The 20,119-nt window shown below is 40.9% G+C and carries 13 protein-coding genes; 8 read left to right on the forward strand and 5 right to left on the reverse strand.

Annotation, left to right across the window (positions count from 1 at the left end):
* Positions 1–114: 114 nt before the first annotated feature.
* The 3 genes from ACNSN2_RS16780 to ACNSN2_RS16790 all read left to right on the forward strand — a co-directional run bounded on the left by ACNSN2_RS16780 (position 115) and on the right by ACNSN2_RS16790 (position 3,672).
* Positions 115–1,353 carry an MFS transporter gene (locus ACNSN2_RS16780; protein ID WP_138594315.1) on the forward strand — a complete coding sequence of 413 codons (1,239 nt, stop codon included), beginning with the start codon at positions 115–117 and terminating at the stop codon, positions 1,351–1,353.
* A gap of 15 nt (positions 1,354–1,368) precedes the next feature.
* Entirely contained in the window at positions 1,369–2,871 is a 1,503-nt protein-coding gene (gene treF / locus ACNSN2_RS16785; protein ID WP_418609668.1) for an alpha,alpha-trehalase TreF, read from the forward strand.
* 111 nt (positions 2,872–2,982) lie between these two features.
* Positions 2,983–3,672, forward strand: coding sequence for a response regulator transcription factor (locus tag ACNSN2_RS16790; RefSeq protein ID WP_418609667.1), 690 nt, complete (start codon positions 2,983–2,985; stop codon positions 3,670–3,672).
* 32 nt (positions 3,673–3,704) lie between these two features.
* Here the strand turns inward: ACNSN2_RS16790 and ACNSN2_RS16795 are convergent, their stop codons facing one another.
* The 4 genes from ACNSN2_RS16795 to ACNSN2_RS16810 are packed head-to-tail and all read right to left on the reverse strand — an operon-like array spanning position 3,705 to position 6,830.
* Positions 3,705–4,478 carry a CsgG/HfaB family protein gene (locus ACNSN2_RS16795; RefSeq protein WP_138569882.1) on the reverse strand — a complete coding sequence of 258 codons (774 nt, stop codon included), beginning with the start codon at positions 4,476–4,478 and terminating at the stop codon, positions 3,705–3,707.
* Positions 4,478–4,900, reverse strand: a complete 423-nt coding sequence (locus ACNSN2_RS16800) for a curli assembly protein CsgF (RefSeq protein WP_010389317.1) — start codon at positions 4,898–4,900, stop codon at positions 4,478–4,480. The genes ACNSN2_RS16795 and ACNSN2_RS16800 overlap by 1 nt, the downstream gene beginning before the upstream one ends.
* A complete protein-coding gene (locus tag ACNSN2_RS16805) occupies positions 4,894–5,286 on the reverse strand; it encodes a curli production assembly/transport protein CsgE (RefSeq protein WP_010389316.1) in 393 nt (130 codons plus the stop codon). The genes ACNSN2_RS16800 and ACNSN2_RS16805 overlap by 7 nt, the downstream gene beginning before the upstream one ends.
* 41 nt (positions 5,287–5,327) lie before the next feature.
* Positions 5,328–6,830 carry a curlin gene (locus ACNSN2_RS16810; protein WP_010389315.1) on the reverse strand — a complete coding sequence of 501 codons (1,503 nt, stop codon included), beginning with the start codon at positions 6,828–6,830 and terminating at the stop codon, positions 5,328–5,330.
* 572 nt (positions 6,831–7,402) lie between these two features.
* Between ACNSN2_RS16810 and ACNSN2_RS16815 the strand changes: the two genes are divergently transcribed.
* The 4 genes from ACNSN2_RS16815 (at position 7,403) to ACNSN2_RS16830 (ending at position 17,719) form a co-directional block, all read left to right on the forward strand.
* On the forward strand, positions 7,403–9,907 hold the full coding sequence (locus ACNSN2_RS16815; protein ID WP_418609664.1) for a S8 family serine peptidase: 2,505 nt from the start codon (positions 7,403–7,405) through the stop codon (positions 9,905–9,907).
* Positions 9,908–10,169: 262 nt separating this feature from the next.
* Positions 10,170–13,343 carry a glycosyl hydrolase family 18 protein gene (locus tag ACNSN2_RS16820; RefSeq protein ID WP_418609662.1) on the forward strand — a complete coding sequence of 1,058 codons (3,174 nt, stop codon included), beginning with the start codon at positions 10,170–10,172 and terminating at the stop codon, positions 13,341–13,343.
* Between the two features lie 66 nt (positions 13,344–13,409).
* Complete coding sequence (locus ACNSN2_RS16825; RefSeq protein ID WP_418609660.1) at positions 13,410–15,023, forward strand: lytic polysaccharide monooxygenase; 1,614 nt, start codon at positions 13,410–13,412, stop codon at positions 15,021–15,023.
* Between the two features lie 65 nt (positions 15,024–15,088).
* Positions 15,089–17,719 (forward strand): glycosyl hydrolase family 18 protein, encoded by a 2,631-nt coding sequence (locus ACNSN2_RS16830; RefSeq protein WP_418609658.1) that lies wholly within the window; start codon positions 15,089–15,091, stop codon positions 17,717–17,719.
* Positions 17,720–17,809: 90 nt separating this feature from the next.
* Here the strand turns inward: ACNSN2_RS16830 and ACNSN2_RS16835 are convergent, their stop codons facing one another.
* Positions 17,810–18,292: a putative 4-hydroxy-4-methyl-2-oxoglutarate aldolase gene (locus tag ACNSN2_RS16835; protein ID WP_418609656.1), complete on the reverse strand. Its 483-nt coding sequence runs from the start codon at positions 18,290–18,292 to the stop codon at positions 17,810–17,812.
* A gap of 351 nt (positions 18,293–18,643) precedes the next feature.
* Between ACNSN2_RS16835 and ACNSN2_RS16840 the strand changes: the two genes are divergently transcribed.
* Complete coding sequence (locus ACNSN2_RS16840; protein WP_076918827.1) at positions 18,644–20,107, forward strand: carbon starvation protein A; 1,464 nt, start codon at positions 18,644–18,646, stop codon at positions 20,105–20,107.
* The last annotated feature ends 12 nt before the right edge of the window (positions 20,108–20,119 follow it).

The raw sequence follows: 20,119 nt of genomic DNA on the forward strand, positions 1-20,119 counted from the left end.
TTTGTTCTACACTAAACTCTGGACTCACTGGCTAACACACACGGTAATTTACCCCTATTGGTAATTTGCTTTTTATAAAAGTTATGGCGTATGTAGCTATAAACGAGGCAAGCAATGAGTAAAATAAAAATCACACTGGCAATTGCTGCAAGCTATTTTATTTTCGCAATACTATTAAATAGCGTAGGCACTGTTATTTTGCAGGCTATAAACACACTAGGAGTAAGCAAAACAGAAGCGTCGGTTTTAGAGGGGTTTAAAGACTTATCAATTGCAATAATGTCATTTGTTGTTGCTTCATTTATACCACGTTTAGGCTACAAGCTTGCAATGCTGCTAGCACTGATAGTTGTCGCTATAGCGTGTTTGAGTACGGCTGTAATAAGTGACTTTTACATGTTTAAAGTGTTATTTGCTGCTGTGGGTTGTGGTTTTGCGGTCGTTAAGGTGTCGGTTTATTCAATTATTGGCCAAGTGACTGAGGATGCAAATAGTCACTCATCATTACTAAACACGATAGAAGGCATTTTTATGGTGGGTGTATTAAGTGGCTATTGGGTATTCACCGCATTTATAGACCCTGTTGATAGCAATGCGTGGTTGAATGTTTATTACCTATTAGCAGCGCTTACGCTTTTGGTGGTTGTTAGTGTTGTGATAGCACCAATAAAGCCTGCTATCAAAGGTCAAAGAAGCAACTCGGGTTGGAATGACTTTATTGCTATGCTCAAACTTACCTATCAACCGTTAGTGCTGATTTTTATTATTAGTGCATTTTTGTATGTGTTAATCGAGCAAGGGGTAGGGACTTGGTTGCCTACATTTAATAATCAAGTTTTGCAATTACCAGTAGCTATTAGTATACAACTAGCGAGTATTTTTGCCGCAGCTCTTGCTTTAGGGCGCTTAGTGGCGGGCCAAGTATTAAAGCATATTCATTGGTTTGTAGTACTTAGCTGTTGTTTAGTTGCTATGGCTGCGTTGATCATTATTACCTTACCACTAACGGAAAACTTACCTAAAAGCGAGGTGAATAGTTTATTTGATGCGCCTCTGGCGGCGTTTGTTTTGCCATTAATTGGCTTTTTTATGGCGCCCATTTATCCGGTACTCAACTCAGTCATGCTCAGTGCGCTTCAAAAGCATCAACATGCTGCAATGACTGGGTTAATCGTTGTGTTTTCAGCACTTGGTGGCACCACAGGGTCGGTGATAACCGGGTATGTATTTGAGCACTTTAGTGGCCAGCATGCTTTTTATCTTTCACTTGTGCCCATTAGTTTAATTTTTATTAGCGTGATTATCTTTAAAAAACGCACCCATGCCATTTCACAACACGCAGTCAATAGTTAATAGATTAGGACAGTTATGAGTTTTTTTAATAGCCAATTATTTAAAGATGTACAAACACAGCACATATTTAGCGACTGTAAAACGTTTGCAGATGCAACTGCGCGTGTTGATTGGCAAAGTGCCTGTATACAGTATGAGCAAATAGCACCCCTTGATAAAGCTCAATTAAGAGACTTTGTTGATGCGCATTTTATAACAACGCCTTTATTAACAATGAAAGCGGCTGCAAATACCACCAGTGTAAAAGGCTACATAAACTCACTGTGGAGCGGCCTTCGACGTGAAGCCGATACACCCAAAGCTAATTCTTTACTCGCTTTAAAGCACAGCTATATTGTACCTGGTGGACGTTTTCAAGAAATTTATTATTGGGATAGTTATTTTACTGCGCTGGGTTTAATTGATGCAGATAAAAGTGATGTAGTAGAAGACATGCTACAGAATTTTATAGATTTAATTAATGATTACGGCTGTATTCCCAATGGTAACCGCAGTTATTATTTATCGCGTTCACAACCGCCTATTTTAGCGCTGATGGTTGAGCTTTTATGGCAGCACACACACAGTAAAACACATAATTTAGCTTGGCTTAAATTGTGTGTTGAAGCTTTAATAAAAGAGCACGCATTTTGGATGCAAGGAGCAGGTACACTCGATGATGCGCAAACAAGTGTAAAACGCGTAGTAACAATGCCATGTGGTGGGGTATTAAATCGCTATTGGGATGATGAGGCGGCTCCTCGCGCAGAGTCATTAAGAGAAGACTTAGCGCTTGCATCAGGATTTAGTAATGATAAAAAACCTGAGTTTTATCGTAATATTCGTGCTGCGTGCGAATCTGGGTGGGACTTTAGCTCGCGCTGGTTAGCCGAGTCAAACTTACTAAGCTCAATTCAAACGACAGATATTGTACCTATAGATCTAAATTGCCTACTGTACAATTTAGAAAATCAGCTTAGTGAATGTTTTAAATTGCTTGGCAATGAGCAACAATCACAAACGTACAGCAACTATGCTGTAAAAAGAAAGTCGCTTATTAATCAATATCTTTGGAGCAATGAGAAGCGTTTTTTTGTTGATTATAATCATAAGCTATCTAAGCCGTCTGCTATTTTAAGTGCAGCGGCAAGTACCGCGCTTTTTGTTAATTTAGCCTCGCAACAGCAAGCTGAACTGGTTGCAAACGTATTGAGCGAGCAGTTTTTAAAAGCAGGCGGCATTGTAACCACTGTTGTTGATACTCCACAGCAATGGGACAGCCCGAATGGCTGGGCTCCATTACAATGGTTTGCGGTAAAAGGCTTGCGTAATTATGGTATTGAACAATTAGCTACACGCATAATGAAAAACTGGCTAACAATGGTAGAACAAGATTTTATTGAAAATAAATGCTTGCTCGAAAAATATAATGTATGCACACCGCAAAAAAAAGCCAGCGGGGGGGAATATCAAGTACAACAAGGATTTGGTTGGACTAACGGTGTAACATTGCGCTTTTATATGCTCACTAAAAGTTAATTTGCCTTAACTGCTTTATAGGGATTCACTCTGCTAATCTTATACCAAAAGAGCATTGTATTTTGTGGCTGATTTAGGTAATGTGACATAAGTGTTTCAGGGATGAAATTTATGTTAAATAAGAAATTTGCTTTTATTAAAACAACGTTTAAATCTTCTGCTTATGCAGCTAGCTATACTACGGTTTTAAGTACTTTAAATGCATTATTTAAAGAGATTAAAATGGATGATGCGCTTCCTAAAGCTGGGCAACGTGACAATGTTGAGTTGTTCCTCATCGATGGTGCTGATAAAGATTGGCACTCATTAATTCCTGCCGAATTAATCTGTTTAGCTAAGCAACATAAGGTGATTTTATTTAACGTTGAGCCAAATGCTGTATGTGAGAAAAATTTATTATTAAACCACTTCAATGGTGTTTTTTATAGCTCAGATGCTGCGGAGGATATTTTTAAGGGGCTTGTAAGAATAACCGATGGAGAACTATGGTTTACTCGTAAAGTGATTTCAGGTGCATTCAAAGATATATTAAATGCAGCTTCATCTAACAATTTATTGCACGATGACATAGTACTTAGTAAATCGGATTACGAAAACTTAACCAAACGCGAAAAATCGGTAATTCAATTAATAGCGCAGGGTGCGAGTAACGATAAAATAGCGAACAAACTCAATATTAGTGATCACACAGTGAAAACCCACCTTTATAGTGCGTTTAAAAAGACTCAATCGCGTAACCGTATAGAGCTTGCAAATTGGGCACAGCGCTATATTTCGGTATTACTTCCATTAGATAATTAAATGAAAAGGCTATATGTATAGCCTTTTATTTTTTAAGCTTGTTTTTTAGCCCAAAGTCCTCGATCTATGCCTTTAGTAATTAAATCAGTAAGCGCTTTTTCTATGGCTTGTGTCACGCAAATACTCATAGGTTCGTTATCACTAAATCCAGCCTCGGCTTCGGCTAAACGTTTGTAACTAACATATCTAAAGAAGCCTGCTCGCATTTCTTGGCTCAATACTTTTTTGCTGGTCGCTACTGATAATAGTACTTGGCCAGTTCTTACATCGACTGCGCGCAAATAAATTGAGATTGCATCTTCACGATATAGCTCAGAGGCACCAATACCAAAGTATTCCATCCCTAATCCGCCAGTTTTTACATTGGTATCGTAGCTAATAATGCCACCTTCTAAAATAATCTTAGCGGTGGTTAATGGCGGTAGCTCGCCCTGATTAGGGTTAGTCGCTTGTGCCGCTCTAATAATTTTTCGCTCAGTCAAAATATTTTGCAAACCCTCACGTTCAACCGGCGTAAACCAGTCAGACTCATGTAATGCTTGCACTAGAATAGAGTTTGCACCTTGAGTGACGGCCGTTGAAAACGAGCTAACATTAGTCTGTGGTTTATATTGACCGGTTTGATCGCGAAATGAATAAACCGAAACTGGAATGCTACCCGCAGGTTTAGGTAAGCTTTTTAAATCAGAAAAAACATCTGTTGGCTCTAACGTTACCGCACTTTGTTTTGACGGAGGAATTAAATTACCCATAGTAGAGCAACCACTAAGAGAAAGAGCGATTGTTATTATAATTACTTTATACATTATCCAAACCTCGGAACTTCAATGATCACCACAGAGTCATCAATTATGTTTGTTATTTTTACAGTGATTGTGTCGGTTGTGCTGGTGATGACTTCTATTTGATAATCACCACTCATAAATATAGAGTCTTGGTTAAAAATACTGTCTTCAATATTTTCGCCAAAGGCCATATCTGTTATTTCTCTAACCATACGGTTTAAGTATGTTCGCTCTAATGAGTCTTGAAATTGCTCAGCGTATCCTTTTTCGACAACCGGTGCTCTATGTTTATTTTGTGCTTGTGCCTTACTAAGTAACATATTGGCATTGAGTGGATTACCGCCAAAGCTCGGGTTAATAGGGGTATAAATAATTTCAGTAGCGGAGACTGAAAAGCTTAAAGTTGTTATTATTGTTAATGCTATTTTTTTCATTTTTACCATCCATTTAATGCCATATCAGGAGAGGAGACTTTCATATTGGAACGCGCCATGGCGTCTATAACTGTGTAAACAGCTTGTTCTACACGTTCATCAAGTGGCTCTAGTCTTCGCCCTAAGTATGTTGCATAAACAACTTGATTATTCATTATTAAGGTTAATTTCGTACCTGCTTTTGGAATGACGGTTTCTTTAATCTCTATATTAAAGCCAGCGGTAGAGGGGAGATCTCGCCAGTAATTAGAAAATTCGTAATAAAACTGATGACCAAAGCGACTAATACTACGATCGAGCAATAAACCATCTATCTCTAGGTCATCAGCAGCCGTTACCACTGGTGAACAAAAGAGTAAAACGGCAAGTAAGTAGGTGTGTTTTGTTTTTATCATAAAGAAAAAAAGGGAGAGTCAATCTCCCTCTCATTTATCAATTACATTTGTGTAATTGTTGTTGTATTGCCATCACCCAATTGAGTAACAGAAACAGTGCTATTAAAACCAATAACAGCGCCTTCAACAATATTATCATTACCAGTTTGAGTAACATTAAATGCTACATTTTCACCACCGAGTAAAAATGCTGAATCATCAGTTCCAATAACCCAGTTTCCAATACCTTCTTGTGAAATATCAACGCTATGACCATTTCCTTCAACCATCATATCCACAAGGTTGATGTCGCCATTTTGGGCAATATCAATTTGGTTTGAGTTACTATCTAAGATACCAGCAAGAGTTACGATTGCTTCGTTTTGATTACCAGTTTGGTTAATATCGATATCATTATTGTTAGACGTTAATGCCATATTCGGGTAAGAAGACTGAACTAAAATTGCATTCTCATCACCGGCTTGAGTTAGATTAACGTCATTGTCTGAGCCATTAAAGTTAGCTAAATGCGCTGAATTTAAATTTCCCATTTGATTAATATCAAATTCGTTATTTGAGCCTAATACACCCATGTATGCTTCGTTAGATGCACCATTTTGGTTTGCTTTTAACTCATTATTGTCACCAATAAGTTCTGCAGTAACCATGTTCTCAGTATCAACTTGGGTAATTTCAACTTCATTACCTTGGCCTTCGAACAAAGCCGAATCGGCTACGTTATCAGTACCTTCTTGGTCAATATCAATGCTGTTTTCACTGCCGACTACATCAGTGAAGGCAACCGCATTTGTATTGCCTTCTTGCTCAACGAGAATTTCATTAACATCACCTGAAATATTATTAAAAGTGACCGCATTTCTGTCACCTTCTTGCACAACATCAATTTCGTTATCATTGCCTTGTAGCGAAGTAACTTTAAATGTGTTCCAGAAGCCTGCTTGGCTAAGGTATATTAAATTATCATCACCGGTTAGCATTGATACTTCGGCTTCACTCCATTCACCGCTTTGAAAAGCAGTAATTTCATTGGCATTGCCTTGCATGTCCATGTTGTAAAACCAATGTCCACCAGAGCCTTGCTCTACTTCAACGTAGTTATCATCGCCAGTTACAATATTAATAGCTTCGTTGTTAACTAAAAAGCCTTGACCGTTTTGGCTAACGTAAACATTATTATTATTACCTGTAACCTCTGTTAATGCGCCATTTGCAGTACCATCTTGAAAATAGGCTTGATCGTTATTGTCGCCAACGGTCGTTACTTTAGTGTAATTGCCAAACTGTAATTGGGTGACTTCATTTGTATTGTTTTCACCAACGGTTTCTACAATCATGGTGTTACTGTCACCGTCTTGCATGAGCACCGCAGTATTATTGTTAAGGACTTGCTCTAAAGTAATTGAGTTTGAATCACTTTGAATTGAAACTTGTGCGCTTAAAGGTGAGGTCGATACATTTTTATCTGCCGTGTTGGCGTGAACAGCAAAGCTTGATCCCATTGCTATTGCAATAGCACAGCTAAGAATTGACTTATTTAGTCTCATTATTATTCTCCTTGAAATACAAAATTAAACACCTTGATTATTTATTGAGTTTTAATAAGGTGTTTGTCGTTACAGCATGCCGTGCTGTGATAATGTGTGATTAACTTTTTTATTCTTAAACGTAAGGTGCGTTTTAATTATGAAAGTAGAAACCGGCTTTTTGTACTTAATAAGTAAATTTACCGTTACCTAATTCATAACTGCTCAATCACTGTATTCTTCAATGAACTTATTTTGAATCATCTTTTTTAATGGTATTTAAAGTACTTTATTTTCAATGTCTTGAAGTGTTATTTTGGGGTTGAATTAAATTTACAGTAAAATCTAGTAAAAAATAATGGGTTAATGGCATGTTAAAGTTTATGGGTTTTGCTCATTAAAATGGATGTTTTTTATGTTTTTATCGCTATATTTCTAGTTAAAAATGATGGTTTTGTACCTTGTTTTGCTTTTTTTACTTGAGTTAGTCGTTATTTAGCCGTTTTCTTAAAGCTTGCCACGTGATTTCTTAAATTCTTAGACGTAAATTTTCTACTTAGTACAGCTAAGTTAACTTAATTACGGATAGAACAATGAAAACAAAATTATCTATTATTACACTTGCACTATTACCTTGTTTAGCTGCGGCTAAATTGCCTGATGTTAGCAGTACAACTCAAAAAGTAACTGCGAGCAGTGACTCGATTATTGTTAAATATAAAAAGAATGCTTCGCCGGAGATGCGTAAGCAAGCTCGTTCGTTAGTTAAAGCAAAAATATCAGATTTAAACAGCGATGAAGTTGATGATAACTTCACTTCGTTATTTTCTGGTCGCCTTGCTAAATTTAAAATATCTGGAATGAGTGCTAAAGAAGCTATTGAGCGCTTAAAATCTCATCAAGCTATTGAGTATGTTGAGCCTGACTATCGTGTGAGCATTGCAGCAACACCAAACGATCCTCGCTTTGAAGATTTATGGGGCTTAAATAATGAAGGCCAAACTGGTGGCACTGCTGATGCTGATATTGATGCACCAGAAGCATGGTCAATTTCAACTGGTAGCCGTGATGTTGTTGTAGGTGTTATTGATACCGGTGTAGATTATAGTCATCCTGATTTAGCTGCGAATGTGTGGGTAAATAGCGGTGAAATTGCTGGCGATGGTATCGATAATGATGGTAACGGTTATGTTGATGACGTGCACGGTATTAACGCGATTACCGATGCTGGCGACCCAATGGATGACGAAGGCCACGGTACACATGTATCAGGTACAATTGGTGCCAGTGGTAACAATGGTGTGGGAATTGTAGGTGTAAACCATGATGTATCTATTGCAGGTTGTAAGTTTTTAGCTGCAGATGGTACAGGTTCTACATCTGGCGCTATTAAATGTATTGACTACATGGTAGGCCTTAAAAACTCAGGTGTTAACCTTCGTGTATTAAACAATAGCTGGGGCGGTGGTGGTTATAGCCAAGCACTTGCTGATGCGATTACTGCCAGTGAAGAAGCTGATATTTTATTTGTAGCTGCTGCTGGTAATGATGCGGTAGACAACGATGTAAACCCTCATTACCCATCTAATTATGAAAATGATAATGTATTATCTATTGCAAGCACAGATAGTCGCGACAATATGTCTGGTTTTTCACAATGGGGTTTAACCAGTGTTGATATGGGCGCGCCAGGTAGTGCGATTTTATCAACCATTCCTGGTGGCGGCTATGCAAGTTACTCTGGTACATCAATGGCAACGCCACATGTAGCCGGTGCTGCTGCACTTGTACTGTCAGTTAATCCTGATTTAACAACACTAGAGCTTAAAGAATTACTTATGTCTAGTGGTGATGCTAATGCGGCATTAAATGGTAAAACGGTTGCAGGTACACGCCTAAATATAAACCAAGCACTGATAGATGCTGATCCAACTCCTGGGTTTAAATTATCTGTATCGCCTGTTTCTCAGCAAGCAACTGTAGGTGATACAGTCACTTATACCTTTACGATTGGTTCAATTGCACAATGGGATGGCGATGTTTCACTGGCTTTGGCTGCTGATCTTGCTGATGCATCACTAAGCGCAACTACTGCTCGTCCAGGTGATGAAGTTGTACTTACAGTGGCAACTAATAGCGAAACTCAGTGGGGGAATTATGACTTTACTGTAACCGCGACAACAGACGAGCAAGTTAAAGAGCAAACAGTAAGCTTAATGTTGCAACCTGCTGGTTTGAATGACTTTACTTACACTAGTGATGAAAGTGTTGCGATTCCAGATAATTCTCCGGAAGGTGCAAGCTCTGTCATAACAGTGGCCGATGATTTAACTATTTTTGGTACCACTGCTGATGTAGACATTTCGCATACTTGGTCAGGTGATTTAGTACTTACACTTATTTCAGCGCAAGGTAATGAAGTGACACTGCAAAGCAATGAGGGCGGTAGTCAAGATGATATTGTTAAAGCATTTACTTCAAGTGCATTTAACGGGGAAGTTGCAACAGGTGATTGGACACTTCATGTTGAAGATACTGCAGGCTCAGATACCGGCACAATAAATGGTTGGTCACTTAAATTTAGTGCTATTGGTGAAGTAAGCCCACAACCTCCTCGCGCTGGTTTTGATGTTGATACGCAAGGCCTTACAGCCACATTTGTAGATACAAGTCGTGATGCAAATGATGATATTTCACAGTGGAGCTGGGACTTTGGTGACGGTGCAACTTCAACTGATGCAAACCCTGTTCATGCCTACGCTGAATCAGGTAGTTATGAAGTTGAACTAACTGTAACAGATAGTGAAAACAACTCAGATACATTCACACAAACAGTTGTTGTAAGTGATGTTGAAATTGAGTTGAGTCTAAAACGCGCTAATAAGTCACGCCTTGATACAATGCGTGTAGAGTTAAACTGGGAAGAAGTGGGTGCTGAGTCACTTAGCTTATACCGAAATGGTGAACTAGTAGGCACCGTATCAGACAATGGTCGTTACCGTGACTACGTTCGTAACGCAACATTACCTGCATACGACTATCAGTTATGTGTTTCTGAAAACGTATGCTCGAATATTATTACGGTTTCATTTAATTAAACAGAACATACATTCCTAATGTAAACTAAGCCCAGTTTTCTGGGCTTTTTTATGCTCGATTGATAAGTGTCATTTATTTGAGCTTAGTATATGAATGGATTTTTATACGTATAAATAACTAGTCTTATATTATTAATTAGTTAATTAATACTTTTTTTGTTCATTAATTACACTTTATTTACTTGATATTTACTTTGTTCATGCTAGTTTCATAAATGGAAACTGACAATAGCATTTCTTAACACACTAAGCGGAGGAGCAAATGAGCTCACGGAAAATAATAAAAAATGCCTTCAAATTAAGTGCCTTACCTCTAAGTGCATTTAGTTTAAATGTATACGCATCAACTGATTGCAGTACATTAACGGCATGGGAGTTAGGGCAAACTCATACAGCAGGAAGCCAAGTTAAGGCACAAAATAATGCCTATGAAGCCAAGTGGTGGACACAAGCCAATCCTTTGGAGAATGCAGGTCAATATCAAGACTGGTTACTTTTGGATGTATGTGACAGCGCTGTCAATGATAATCAATCGCCTATAATTACTGAGATAACACCTGGGAATGGTTCTTTATTTAATGATAAAGACAGCGTTGTCATTTTGGCGCAAGCAACTGATTCAGATGGCTCGGTTGCAGGTGTGGAGTTTTTTATAGACGGTACTTCCATTGCGGTTGATAACACTGCGCCGTTTAGTGTTAACTGGCAAGCTATTGCGGGCGAACATCAAATTAGTGCTGTAGCAACAGACGATGAAGGAGCGATGTCTGCTGAAGTTGTTAATACGATAAGTGTAAGTGATTCAGTGATTGTTGACCCTGTTAATCAAGCACCAGTTGCCGCTATTTCATTTAGCACGCTACCGGATCAACTGGTTGTTGGTTCGCAGGTGGTGTTTGCACTTTCTGGAACTGATAGTGATGGCCAAGTAACGGCTCTGAGCTTTGCAGCAAACGGGGTGGATGTTCATCAATCAAGCTCACCAGCGAGCAGTTTTGCATGGCAAGCAACGGCACTTGGTCAGGCAACTTTCACCCTAACGGTGACAGATAACGACGGTGCAACAGCGCAAGTAACAAAAGTATTAACGGTTGTTGATGAAAATACCGGCCCAGTTACGGGCACTGACTGTCGTCCCCAAGGTTTATATCAAACTCCCGGTGTAAACACGCCTTACTGTACGATTTATGACGCTGATGGCCGTGAGATCATGGGCCCAGATCATCCGCGCCGTGTAATTGGATACTTTACTAGCTGGCGTAATGGCGCTAATGGTCAACCCAGTTATTTAGTGAACGATATTCCGTGGGATAAAATCACCCACATCAACTATGCATTTGCCCATGTTGATGCAAACAACAAAGTATCTATTGGCGATCCTACTTCAGTAAATAACCCTGCCACTAATATGGAATGGCCGGGCGTAGTTGGCGCTGAAATGGACCCAGAGTTTAACTACAAAGGTCACTTTAACCTGTTAAACAAATACAAAAAACAACACCCAGATGTAAAAACACTCATATCTGTGGGCGGTTGGGCTGAAACCGGTGGTTACTTTGATGAAACAGGCCGTGTTGCAAGCGGTGGTTTTTACACCATGACCACCAATGCTGATGGTTCAGTTAACCATGCAGGTATCAATGCATTTGCCCAAAGTGCAGTTGAGTTTATTGAAAAATATGGCTTTGATGGTGTTGATATTGATTACGAATACCCATCATCAATGAATGACTCAGGCCACCCTGATGACTTCCCAATTTCTAATGCACGTCGTGGTGGTTTAAATGCCTCATACCAAGTGCTAATGAAAAAAGTACGTGAAGAGCTAGACCGTGCAGGTGAAGCTGCGGGTAAGCATTATTTACTCACGATTGCATCGCCTTCTTCAGGTTATTTACTGCGCGGTATGGAAACCTTCCAAGCGGTTCAATACCTTGATTATGTAAATATCATGTCTTATGACTTACATGGCGCATGGAACTCGCACGTAGGTCACAACGCGGCATTATTTGATACTGGGTTAGACTCAGAGCTTGCGCAATGGAATGTATACGGCACCAAAGAGTTTGAAGGCATTGGGTATTTAAATACTGATTGGGCAGTGCGTTACTTCCGTGGTGCGATGTCAGCGGGTCGAATCAATATTGGTTTACCTTATTACACCCGTGGTTTTAAGGATGTATCAGGCGGAACAAACGGTTTATGGGGCCAAGCGGCGCTACCAAATCAAGCTGATTGCGCTAAAGGTACCGGCGTAGGTGAGAAAAACAAATGCGGTAATGGTGCGTTAGGCATTGATAACCTTTGGCATGATAAGAACGATGCAGGCCAAGAAATGCCAGCTGGTTCAAACCCATTATGGCATGTTAAAAACCTTGAAAACGGTATTGTTGGCTCGTATTTAGGCGTGTATGGCTTAACACCTGATACAGACGCTGATGACCGCTTAACGGGTACTTATACTCGTCACTATGACAGCGTTGCCGTTGCACCTTGGTTATGGAACGCAGATAAAAAAGTATTCCTCTCGATAGAAGATGAAGAGTCGATGGCAACAAAAGTTGATTACGTTATCAACAATGGTCTTGGCGGTATCATGTTCTGGGAGCTGGCAGGTGACTTTGACTATAACTCAGCCAAAGGCGAGTACTTCATGGGTTCTACATTAACCTCATTAGCATACGATAAGTTTAATCAAAGCGGTGTTGCATATGATGTACATGGCGGAAATCCAAACTTCACAGTGCCTGCTGAAGCCGTAGATATCAAATTTACAGCAAAAGACTTCCCAATTGGTGATGATAATTACCCAATCAGCCCAACGTTTGCATTTACTAATAACTCAAGTCTTGATTTAAGTGGTGCAAAAATCTCATTTGATGTGCCGGTATCAACTTCCGCTATTTTTAAATCTAACTGGAATGCACAAGAAAAACTGGGCATGGCTGTAGAAGTAAATGGCTCGAACGCAGCCGGTAACAACATTGGTGGTTATGAGAACGAGTTTCACCGTTTCTCAATCACATTAAACAATGAGTGGGGTGGTCAGCCAAAAGACTTTAGCGCTGGTGCAACTGTGAATGCACAAGTGATGTACTACATGCCAATCACTGGGCCTAGCAACTTTACCATTGAAAAAGATGGAAAAACTTACGCATTCAAAGCTGAATACCCAATGCTACCAGATGCAACACCGGGTGATGGTACGGGCAATCCAGATAACGGAGGAGGTGACCCTGTAGGTACGTGTGAAGGAGTTGATATAGCCACGATACCTGCTTATCCAAACTTTCCTCAAACTGACTGGGCGGGCAACCCAAGCCATGCTGCTGGCGGCGATCTAATGGTGCATAACAATGCAGTGTACAAAGCCAAATGGTGGACAACCTCTGAGCCGGGTGTAACAGCTGATTGGATCTTAAGTTGTAGCCTGTAATTTACAAAACAATGAGGGGTAGGCCTGAGCTTGCCCCATGTATTGAGTCTTATAAAGGATAAAATAATGGCATCAATTAAACTTAACACGATTACGCTATCTGCAATTACCAGTGGTTTACTACTCAGTACACTAGCACCGCAAGTGCAAGCACATGGTTATATGGATAGCCCTAAAGCGCGCCAAGCAATTTGTCAGGTTGATGGCGGGTACTGGTGGCCTGAAGACGGCACAAATATTCCTAACCTTGCGTGTCGAGCCGCATATTTAGAATCGGGCACGGTGCAGTTTGTACAAGCCATTGAATTTTCAGTTAATACTCCTGACTATTTAAATCAAACTGCAGTTGAGGCCAATGTACCAAACGGCACTTTATGTGCTGGTGGCGATACAGCCAAACGGGGTATGGATTTACCATCACCACATTGGCAGCGCAGCAATGTAGTGCCCAATGCCAATGGTGATATTCAAATACGTTACCTTGCATCAACCCCTCACAACCCAAGCTTTTGGCAGTTTTACATTACCAAGCCAAGCTTCAATAGCGCAACTGACGTACTAACCTGGCAAGACTTACAGCTAGTGCAAGAGCACGACAACATTGAGGTTGTTAAAGACCCTGATGGTAAACGCTACTACGAAATGAGTGTTGCAATTCCGCAAGACCGTAGCGGCGAGGCCATTTTATATAGCCGTTGGCAACGTAATGATGTGGTTGGTGAAGGCTTTTATAACTGTAGCGACATCAACATAGTAAATGACGCAGGCCCGACTGATCCAAATTCGTGGACTAGCGTCGGTTATTTTGTTCGCCAAGGGCAAAATGCCATTGCAGGCGACATCGTATGGGCGCGATTATTTGACGAAACAGGCCAAGAGGTAATCAACCAACAGCTTAAAATCAATGCCGACAATCAAGCAAATTGGCAACAAGCATTGGCTGAACAACTTAACCTTGATTACGCGCATTTAGTGCAAATTGGGGTGCAAAACCAAGCGGGCGACATTACGTTTGATGCAACCGACGTACTGATAAACCAAGTGTATAGCAGCGATGCAAATTATACCTATGCCTTGAGTGTGCAAGGTGCGCCAACAAACACCGCACCCATTGTACACACCCCAGATAACCTAGTAGTTGATGAAAACACCACAACAGCAATTCATCTGCATGCCTTTGATGATGAGCAAAGTGAGCTAACTTACAGCTGGACAGTACCTACACCGCTAAGCTTTACAGGCTCTGGTGCCAACATCAACTTAACCACTGCAGAGGTATCAGCAAACACCGATTACACCATTGCAGTATCTGTATCGGATGGTCAATTAAGTACCCAAACCAGTTTTAGTGTCACGGTTAACGATGTACCTGTGGTCGATCCGGTTGACCCTGTTGATCCAACAGTACCTGAATGGGACAGCACTCAGATCTATCAAGCAAACGATAAAGCCCGTTTTGCTAACGTGATTTACACCGCTAAATGGTGGAACAAAGGCCAACAACCAGATACCTCAGCGGCATGGGAATCAGCCTCGAAAGCTGACACAGCAGCCACTTGGAATACCAGCAAAGCCTACCAAGCTGGCGCAGAAGTAACGTATCAAGGACAGCGCTATCGCGCTAAATGGTGGACTCAGGGCGATACGCCAGGGCAAGCCAATGTATGGACCAAACTTTAATAAAGCCTAAGTTTTGCAGTTCAAACTTATTAAATAATTACATAAATAATGGATAAGAGAGACCTATGAATATCAAACAACTAAGCGCAGCCATCGGTGTTGCTTTATTTGCAAGCACAGCATCTGCTGCACCGTCTACACCAAGCATTAATTGGGAACCACAGCAATATTCGTTTGTTGAGGTAGATCTTGAGGGAAACGGCTCTTATAAGCAGCTAGTTACCCGTGTTGAACAAGTTAATATCAACATTCAGTGGAGTGCATGGAGTGGTGATGGTGGCGATAGCTACAAAGTCTATTTTGATGACATGCTAGTCAATGAGGGCACGCTTGCTGCTGGTTCTAAAAGTGGCACTATCACATTCCCTTATGATAAAGCGGGCCGCCATACAATGTATGTTGAGCTATGTGAAGGTGGCACGACCTGTGCTCGCAGTGCAGGCAAACCAATTGTAATTGCTGACACCGACGGCGGACACCTAGCACCATTACCCATGGATGTTGACCCAAATAACCGCGACATTGGTATCAAACAAGGTTTAGTTACAGGCGCTTACTTTGTGGAGTGGGGAATTTATGGCCGTGATTATGATGTAACGAATATGCCAGCACAAAATCTGAGTCATATTTTGTATGGTTTTATTCCAATTTGTGGTGAAAACGCATCGTTATCGGGTGGTCCTAAACGTGCACTTGAAACCGCTTGTGCCGGTTCTGCAGATTACGAAGTGGTTATTCACGACCCTTGGGCCGCAGTACAAAAAGCACTGCCAGGGGTTGATGCAAAAGACCCTATCCGTGGTACTTACTCTCAGCTAATGGCGCTTAAACAGCGTTACCCAGATATTAAAATTTTACCATCTGTAGGTGGTTGGACGTTATCAGACCCATTCGGTGGCTTTACCAATAAAGCTAACCGCGACACCTTTGTTGCCTCAATGGAAGAGTTTTTAAGAACATGGAAATTCTACGATGGTGTAGATATTGACTGGGAATTCCCAGGTGGTGACGGCCCCAACCCAGACATTGGCGATCCAATCAACGATGGCCCAGCCTATGTGGCGCTAATGCAAGAGCTACGCGCTATGCTTGATAAACTAGAAGCAGAAACAGGTCGTACTTACGAGTTAACCTCAGCCATTGGTGCAGGTTACGATAAAATTGAAGATGTAGACTACCAAGCCGCAAGCCAATACATGGATTATATTTTTGCCATGACCTATGACTTTTATGGCGCATGGAGTAACGTAACCGGTCACCAAACAGCACTTTACTGTGGCGAACATATGAGTGCTGGTCAATGTAATGGTACCGGGCTTGATGATAATGGTGAACCTCGTAAAGGCCCTGCTTATACCACCGATAATGCAGTGCAGCTGTTACTTGCGCAAAATGTACCATCGAAAAAAATCGTCGTCGGCACGGCTATGTATGGCCGTGGTTGGGAAGGTGTTTACCCGCAAAATGCAGCGATTGATGGTAACCCAATGACTGCCCCTGGTAATGGCCCGTTAAAAGGCTCTACGGCACAAGGCGTATGGGAAGATGGGGTTATTGATTACAAGGGCGTTAAAGCCAATATGATTGGTGCTGCGGGCACCGGTATTAATGGTTTTGAAGTGGGTTATGATGAGCAAGCACAAGCCGCTTATGTATGGAATCGTGCAACCGGTAAACTAATTACTTATGATAGCCGTAAGTCAGTACTGGCTAAAGGAGCGTATGTTAATCAGTATAGTTTAGGTGGTTTATTTGCATGGGAAATAGATGCGGATAATGGTGATATTCTTAATGCTATGCATGATGGTTTAGGGGGCGTAGTTGCTCCGCCAACAAATAAAAAGCCAGTTGTTTCTGTGTCTTCATCAGTGTCTATTAATTCAGGCGAGAGTATTACAGTAACAGCTTCTGCAACTGATGCAGATAACGATCCACTTAGCTTTAGCTGGAATGCTGATAGCGCACTGGTGGTATCTGGACAAAATAGTGCATCATTAGTCATTACAGCGCCAACAGTGACTGCAGATACACAGTATGTGGCAACTGTTGCGGTATCAGATGGTCAAGCAACTGTTAATCGTGATGTTGTTGTTAATGTTATTGCGCCAACATCAGGAGGCGAAAACACAGCACCGAGCGTTGATGCTATCGCTAATATCAGCGTTGAAGAGGGCGCATCAGCAAGTGTAGCTGTAGTGGCTAATGATGCTCAAAACGACGCCCTTTCGTATACGTGGACAGTACCAGCAGGCTTAACATTAGTGGGCAGTGATGCAAACGTAACTATTGAGGCTGGCGCTGTAGATACCGATACAGACTTCACAGTGTCTGTTGCAGTCAGTGATGGCGCATTAACCACAACGCAAAGCTTTAGCGTAACAGTTACAAACGTTGATACTACAAATCCACCTACAGGAAGCTGGGATGCGAGTGTTGCATACGTTGGTGGTGATGTCGTTACTTATAACGGCGTTGAATATAAAGCAAAGTGGTGGACTCAAGGCGAGCGTCCTGATTTAGGTGGTGCATGGGAAGCAACAACACAACCTACAGATGGTACGGGTGTCGCAGTTTGGCAGCCAACGGCTATTTATAACAGTGGTGATGAAGTTTCTTATCAAGGTAATAAGTACCAAGCTAAATGGTGGACTCAAGGGAACGAACCTGGTTCAACCGATGTATGGTTAGCACTTTAATTTTAACCTGAGAATTTGGGTTTTAAAAAACCATATAAATTAAAAAAGCAGCTTTCGAGCTGCTTTTTTGTTAACGACTATTACGAGGGGTTAAAACAACGCTTTAGAGCTAATTATTAAGCCGTTTACATCAGCATATACCCAATCACCGGTATTAATTGTAGTGTTTAACATATTAACCGGGTGATCTTTAGCGCCTAAGCCGCGCTTAGTGGTACAGCGCGGTGTTGCGCCTAGCGCCATTACAGGTAAATCAAGTGTGGCAAGAATTTCAATATCGCGACAGCAACCATTAATAACTATGCCGTGCCAGCCATTTTTTAGTGCGCGCTCTGCAATCATATCGCCAATAAAGGCAAAACGTTTACTGGCAAAACCATCAACAATCAATACTTTTCCCTCACCGTTTTCATGCAGTATGTTACCAGCAAATGAGTTGTCGTCAGGGCAGGTGACGGTCACTACTTGACCATAAAAGTGAGTTTTATTACCAAAGTGTTGCAAGCCACTGTCAGCAACTTGCACATGGTCGCGATGTTCATCGTATAAATCGGGCGTAGTAAACGGTGTCATTAAGGGCATCCTTGTTTTTTGGCAAAGCCATGTAGGGCAAAGGCAGTAAATTTAAAGTAGTAATAATGTTTATCGTAGGCTAATTAATCACTCAGGTGTAGCTATTATTGCAAATTGGCGTATAGATTTTAGTCGCAATATAAGTACTTTTAACGTCTTTTAATGCTGTTTTTATGAGTAACGTAAGCTTTTACTTAGTTTTATTTTTTCGAATAAATTTCATTTTGTAAGCGCATTAGCCAAACGTCTCATTGTTGCGTGGTTTTTCATATGCTACGTTCAATTGTTATTTTAAATTTTGGGCTGCAATACTGTGCCCTATACACACATACAAAAAGAGAAGCGTGCTTTATGATCATCTTTTTTATTTGCCTGACTATTTTAATATTAGGCTATAAGTTTTATAGCCCGTTTGTTGAAAAACAAGCGGGTATGGACTCGACAGTAGACACACCACAGAAGCGTTTTAGCGAAGGTGTTGACTATGTTGCTATTCACCCTGTTCGTGCATTTTTAATTCAGTTTTTGAATATTGCAGGAGTAGGCCCCATATTTGGTCCCATACTTGGCGCCTTGTATGGCCCAGTAGCGCTGGTTTGGATTGTACTTGGTAACGTTTTAGGTGGAGCTGTACACGACTTTTTCTCTGGCGTAATGAGTATTAAAGAAGACGGTAAAAGTTTACCTGAAATTGCAGGCCATTATTACAACGTAGTATTTAAAGGCTTTATGCTTATATTTACTGCTATGTTGTTATTCTTTGTTGGTGTAGTGTTTATTATGAGCCCTGCAGGATTATTGAGTAACTTAGATGCATTTGAAGGCACCATTTTTGCTAGTAATACATTTTGGGTTCTCGCTATTTTAGCTTACTACTTTTTAGCCACGTTATTACCAATCGATAAAATCATCACTAAGTTTTACCCTATTTTTGGCTTGTTAATGATTGTAATGACAGTTGCTATTGCAGTCTCACTGTTAATCAACGCACCCCATTTACCAGTAGCTGGCGACTTTTTAGCGTATTTTGAAGCCGATCATGCTCACGACTTTTTAGCCCCAAACCCTGATGGACTGCCTACTTGGCCGTTGCTATTTATCACCATTACTTGTGGTGCCATTAGTGGTTTTCACTCAACGCAAGCACCTATTATTGCTCGTTGTTTAACTAACGAAAAATATGTACGCCCGGTTTATTATGGCGCGATGATGTGCGAAGGTATTGTAGGTTGTGTGTGGGCGCTTGCTGGTATTGCTGCCTTCCCAGAAGGTTATGCGGGTTTAAAATCGATGCTTGATTTAGGCGGTCCAGGCTTAGTGGTTAACCATATTGCAAACAGCTACTTAGGTGTATTTGGTGGTATTATGGCTATTATTGCTGTTGCTGTTTTCCCTATCACCTCAGGTGATACGGCGTTCCGCTCACTGCGCCTAACAATGGTGGATGCGTTTAGTATTCCGCAAAGTTTACGTAATCGTTTGTTGTTAGCGTTGCCAATTTTAACCATTGCTTACTTTATGACTAAGCTCGACTTCTCTGTTATTTGGCGCTACTTCGCGTTTTCAAATATGCTGCTTTCTACCAGTGTTTTATGGCTTGCTACTAAGTATTTATTTGACCGTGGTACATTCCACTGGATTGCTAGTATACCTGCTGTAATTGCTTCAGCTGTGACCCTGTCATACATAATGACTGCGGCAATAGGATTAAACTTATCAAGTGATTTAGGTAAACCAATTGGTGTAGCGGTTGCTGTTGTAGGCTTTATTGTATTGGCTTTTGTGCATTCAAAACATAAAGCGCGTCCAGCTTAAAACTACATAGTT

Source organism: Pseudoalteromonas sp. US3C1013, assembly GCF_048401115.1.
In the GTDB taxonomy this organism is placed as follows: domain Bacteria; phylum Pseudomonadota; class Gammaproteobacteria; order Enterobacterales; family Alteromonadaceae; genus Pseudoalteromonas; species Pseudoalteromonas undina.

Coding starts and splice junctions, on each gene's coding strand:
- ACNSN2_RS16780 (WP_138594315.1), top strand. CDS start 115: ATGAGTAAAATAAAAATCACACTGGCAATTGCTGCAAGCTATTTTATT.
- treF (WP_418609668.1), top strand. CDS start 1,369: ATGAGTTTTTTTAATAGCCAATTATTTAAAGATGTACAAACACAGCAC.
- ACNSN2_RS16790 (WP_418609667.1), top strand. CDS start 2,983: ATGTTAAATAAGAAATTTGCTTTTATTAAAACAACGTTTAAATCTTCT.
- ACNSN2_RS16795 (WP_138569882.1), bottom strand. CDS start 4,478: ATGTATAAAGTAATTATAATAACAATCGCTCTTTCTCTTAGTGGTTGC.
- ACNSN2_RS16800 (WP_010389317.1), bottom strand. CDS start 4,900: ATGGTAAAAATGAAAAAAATAGCATTAACAATAATAACAACTTTAAGC.
- ACNSN2_RS16805 (WP_010389316.1), bottom strand. CDS start 5,286: ATGATAAAAACAAAACACACCTACTTACTTGCCGTTTTACTCTTTTGT.
- ACNSN2_RS16810 (WP_010389315.1), bottom strand. CDS start 6,830: ATGAGACTAAATAAGTCAATTCTTAGCTGTGCTATTGCAATAGCAATG.
- ACNSN2_RS16815 (WP_418609664.1), top strand. CDS start 7,403: ATGAAAACAAAATTATCTATTATTACACTTGCACTATTACCTTGTTTA.
- ACNSN2_RS16820 (WP_418609662.1), top strand. CDS start 10,170: ATGAGCTCACGGAAAATAATAAAAAATGCCTTCAAATTAAGTGCCTTA.
- ACNSN2_RS16825 (WP_418609660.1), top strand. CDS start 13,410: ATGGCATCAATTAAACTTAACACGATTACGCTATCTGCAATTACCAGT.
- ACNSN2_RS16830 (WP_418609658.1), top strand. CDS start 15,089: ATGAATATCAAACAACTAAGCGCAGCCATCGGTGTTGCTTTATTTGCA.
- ACNSN2_RS16835 (WP_418609656.1), bottom strand. CDS start 18,292: ATGACACCGTTTACTACGCCCGATTTATACGATGAACATCGCGACCAT.
- ACNSN2_RS16840 (WP_076918827.1), top strand. CDS start 18,644: ATGATCATCTTTTTTATTTGCCTGACTATTTTAATATTAGGCTATAAG.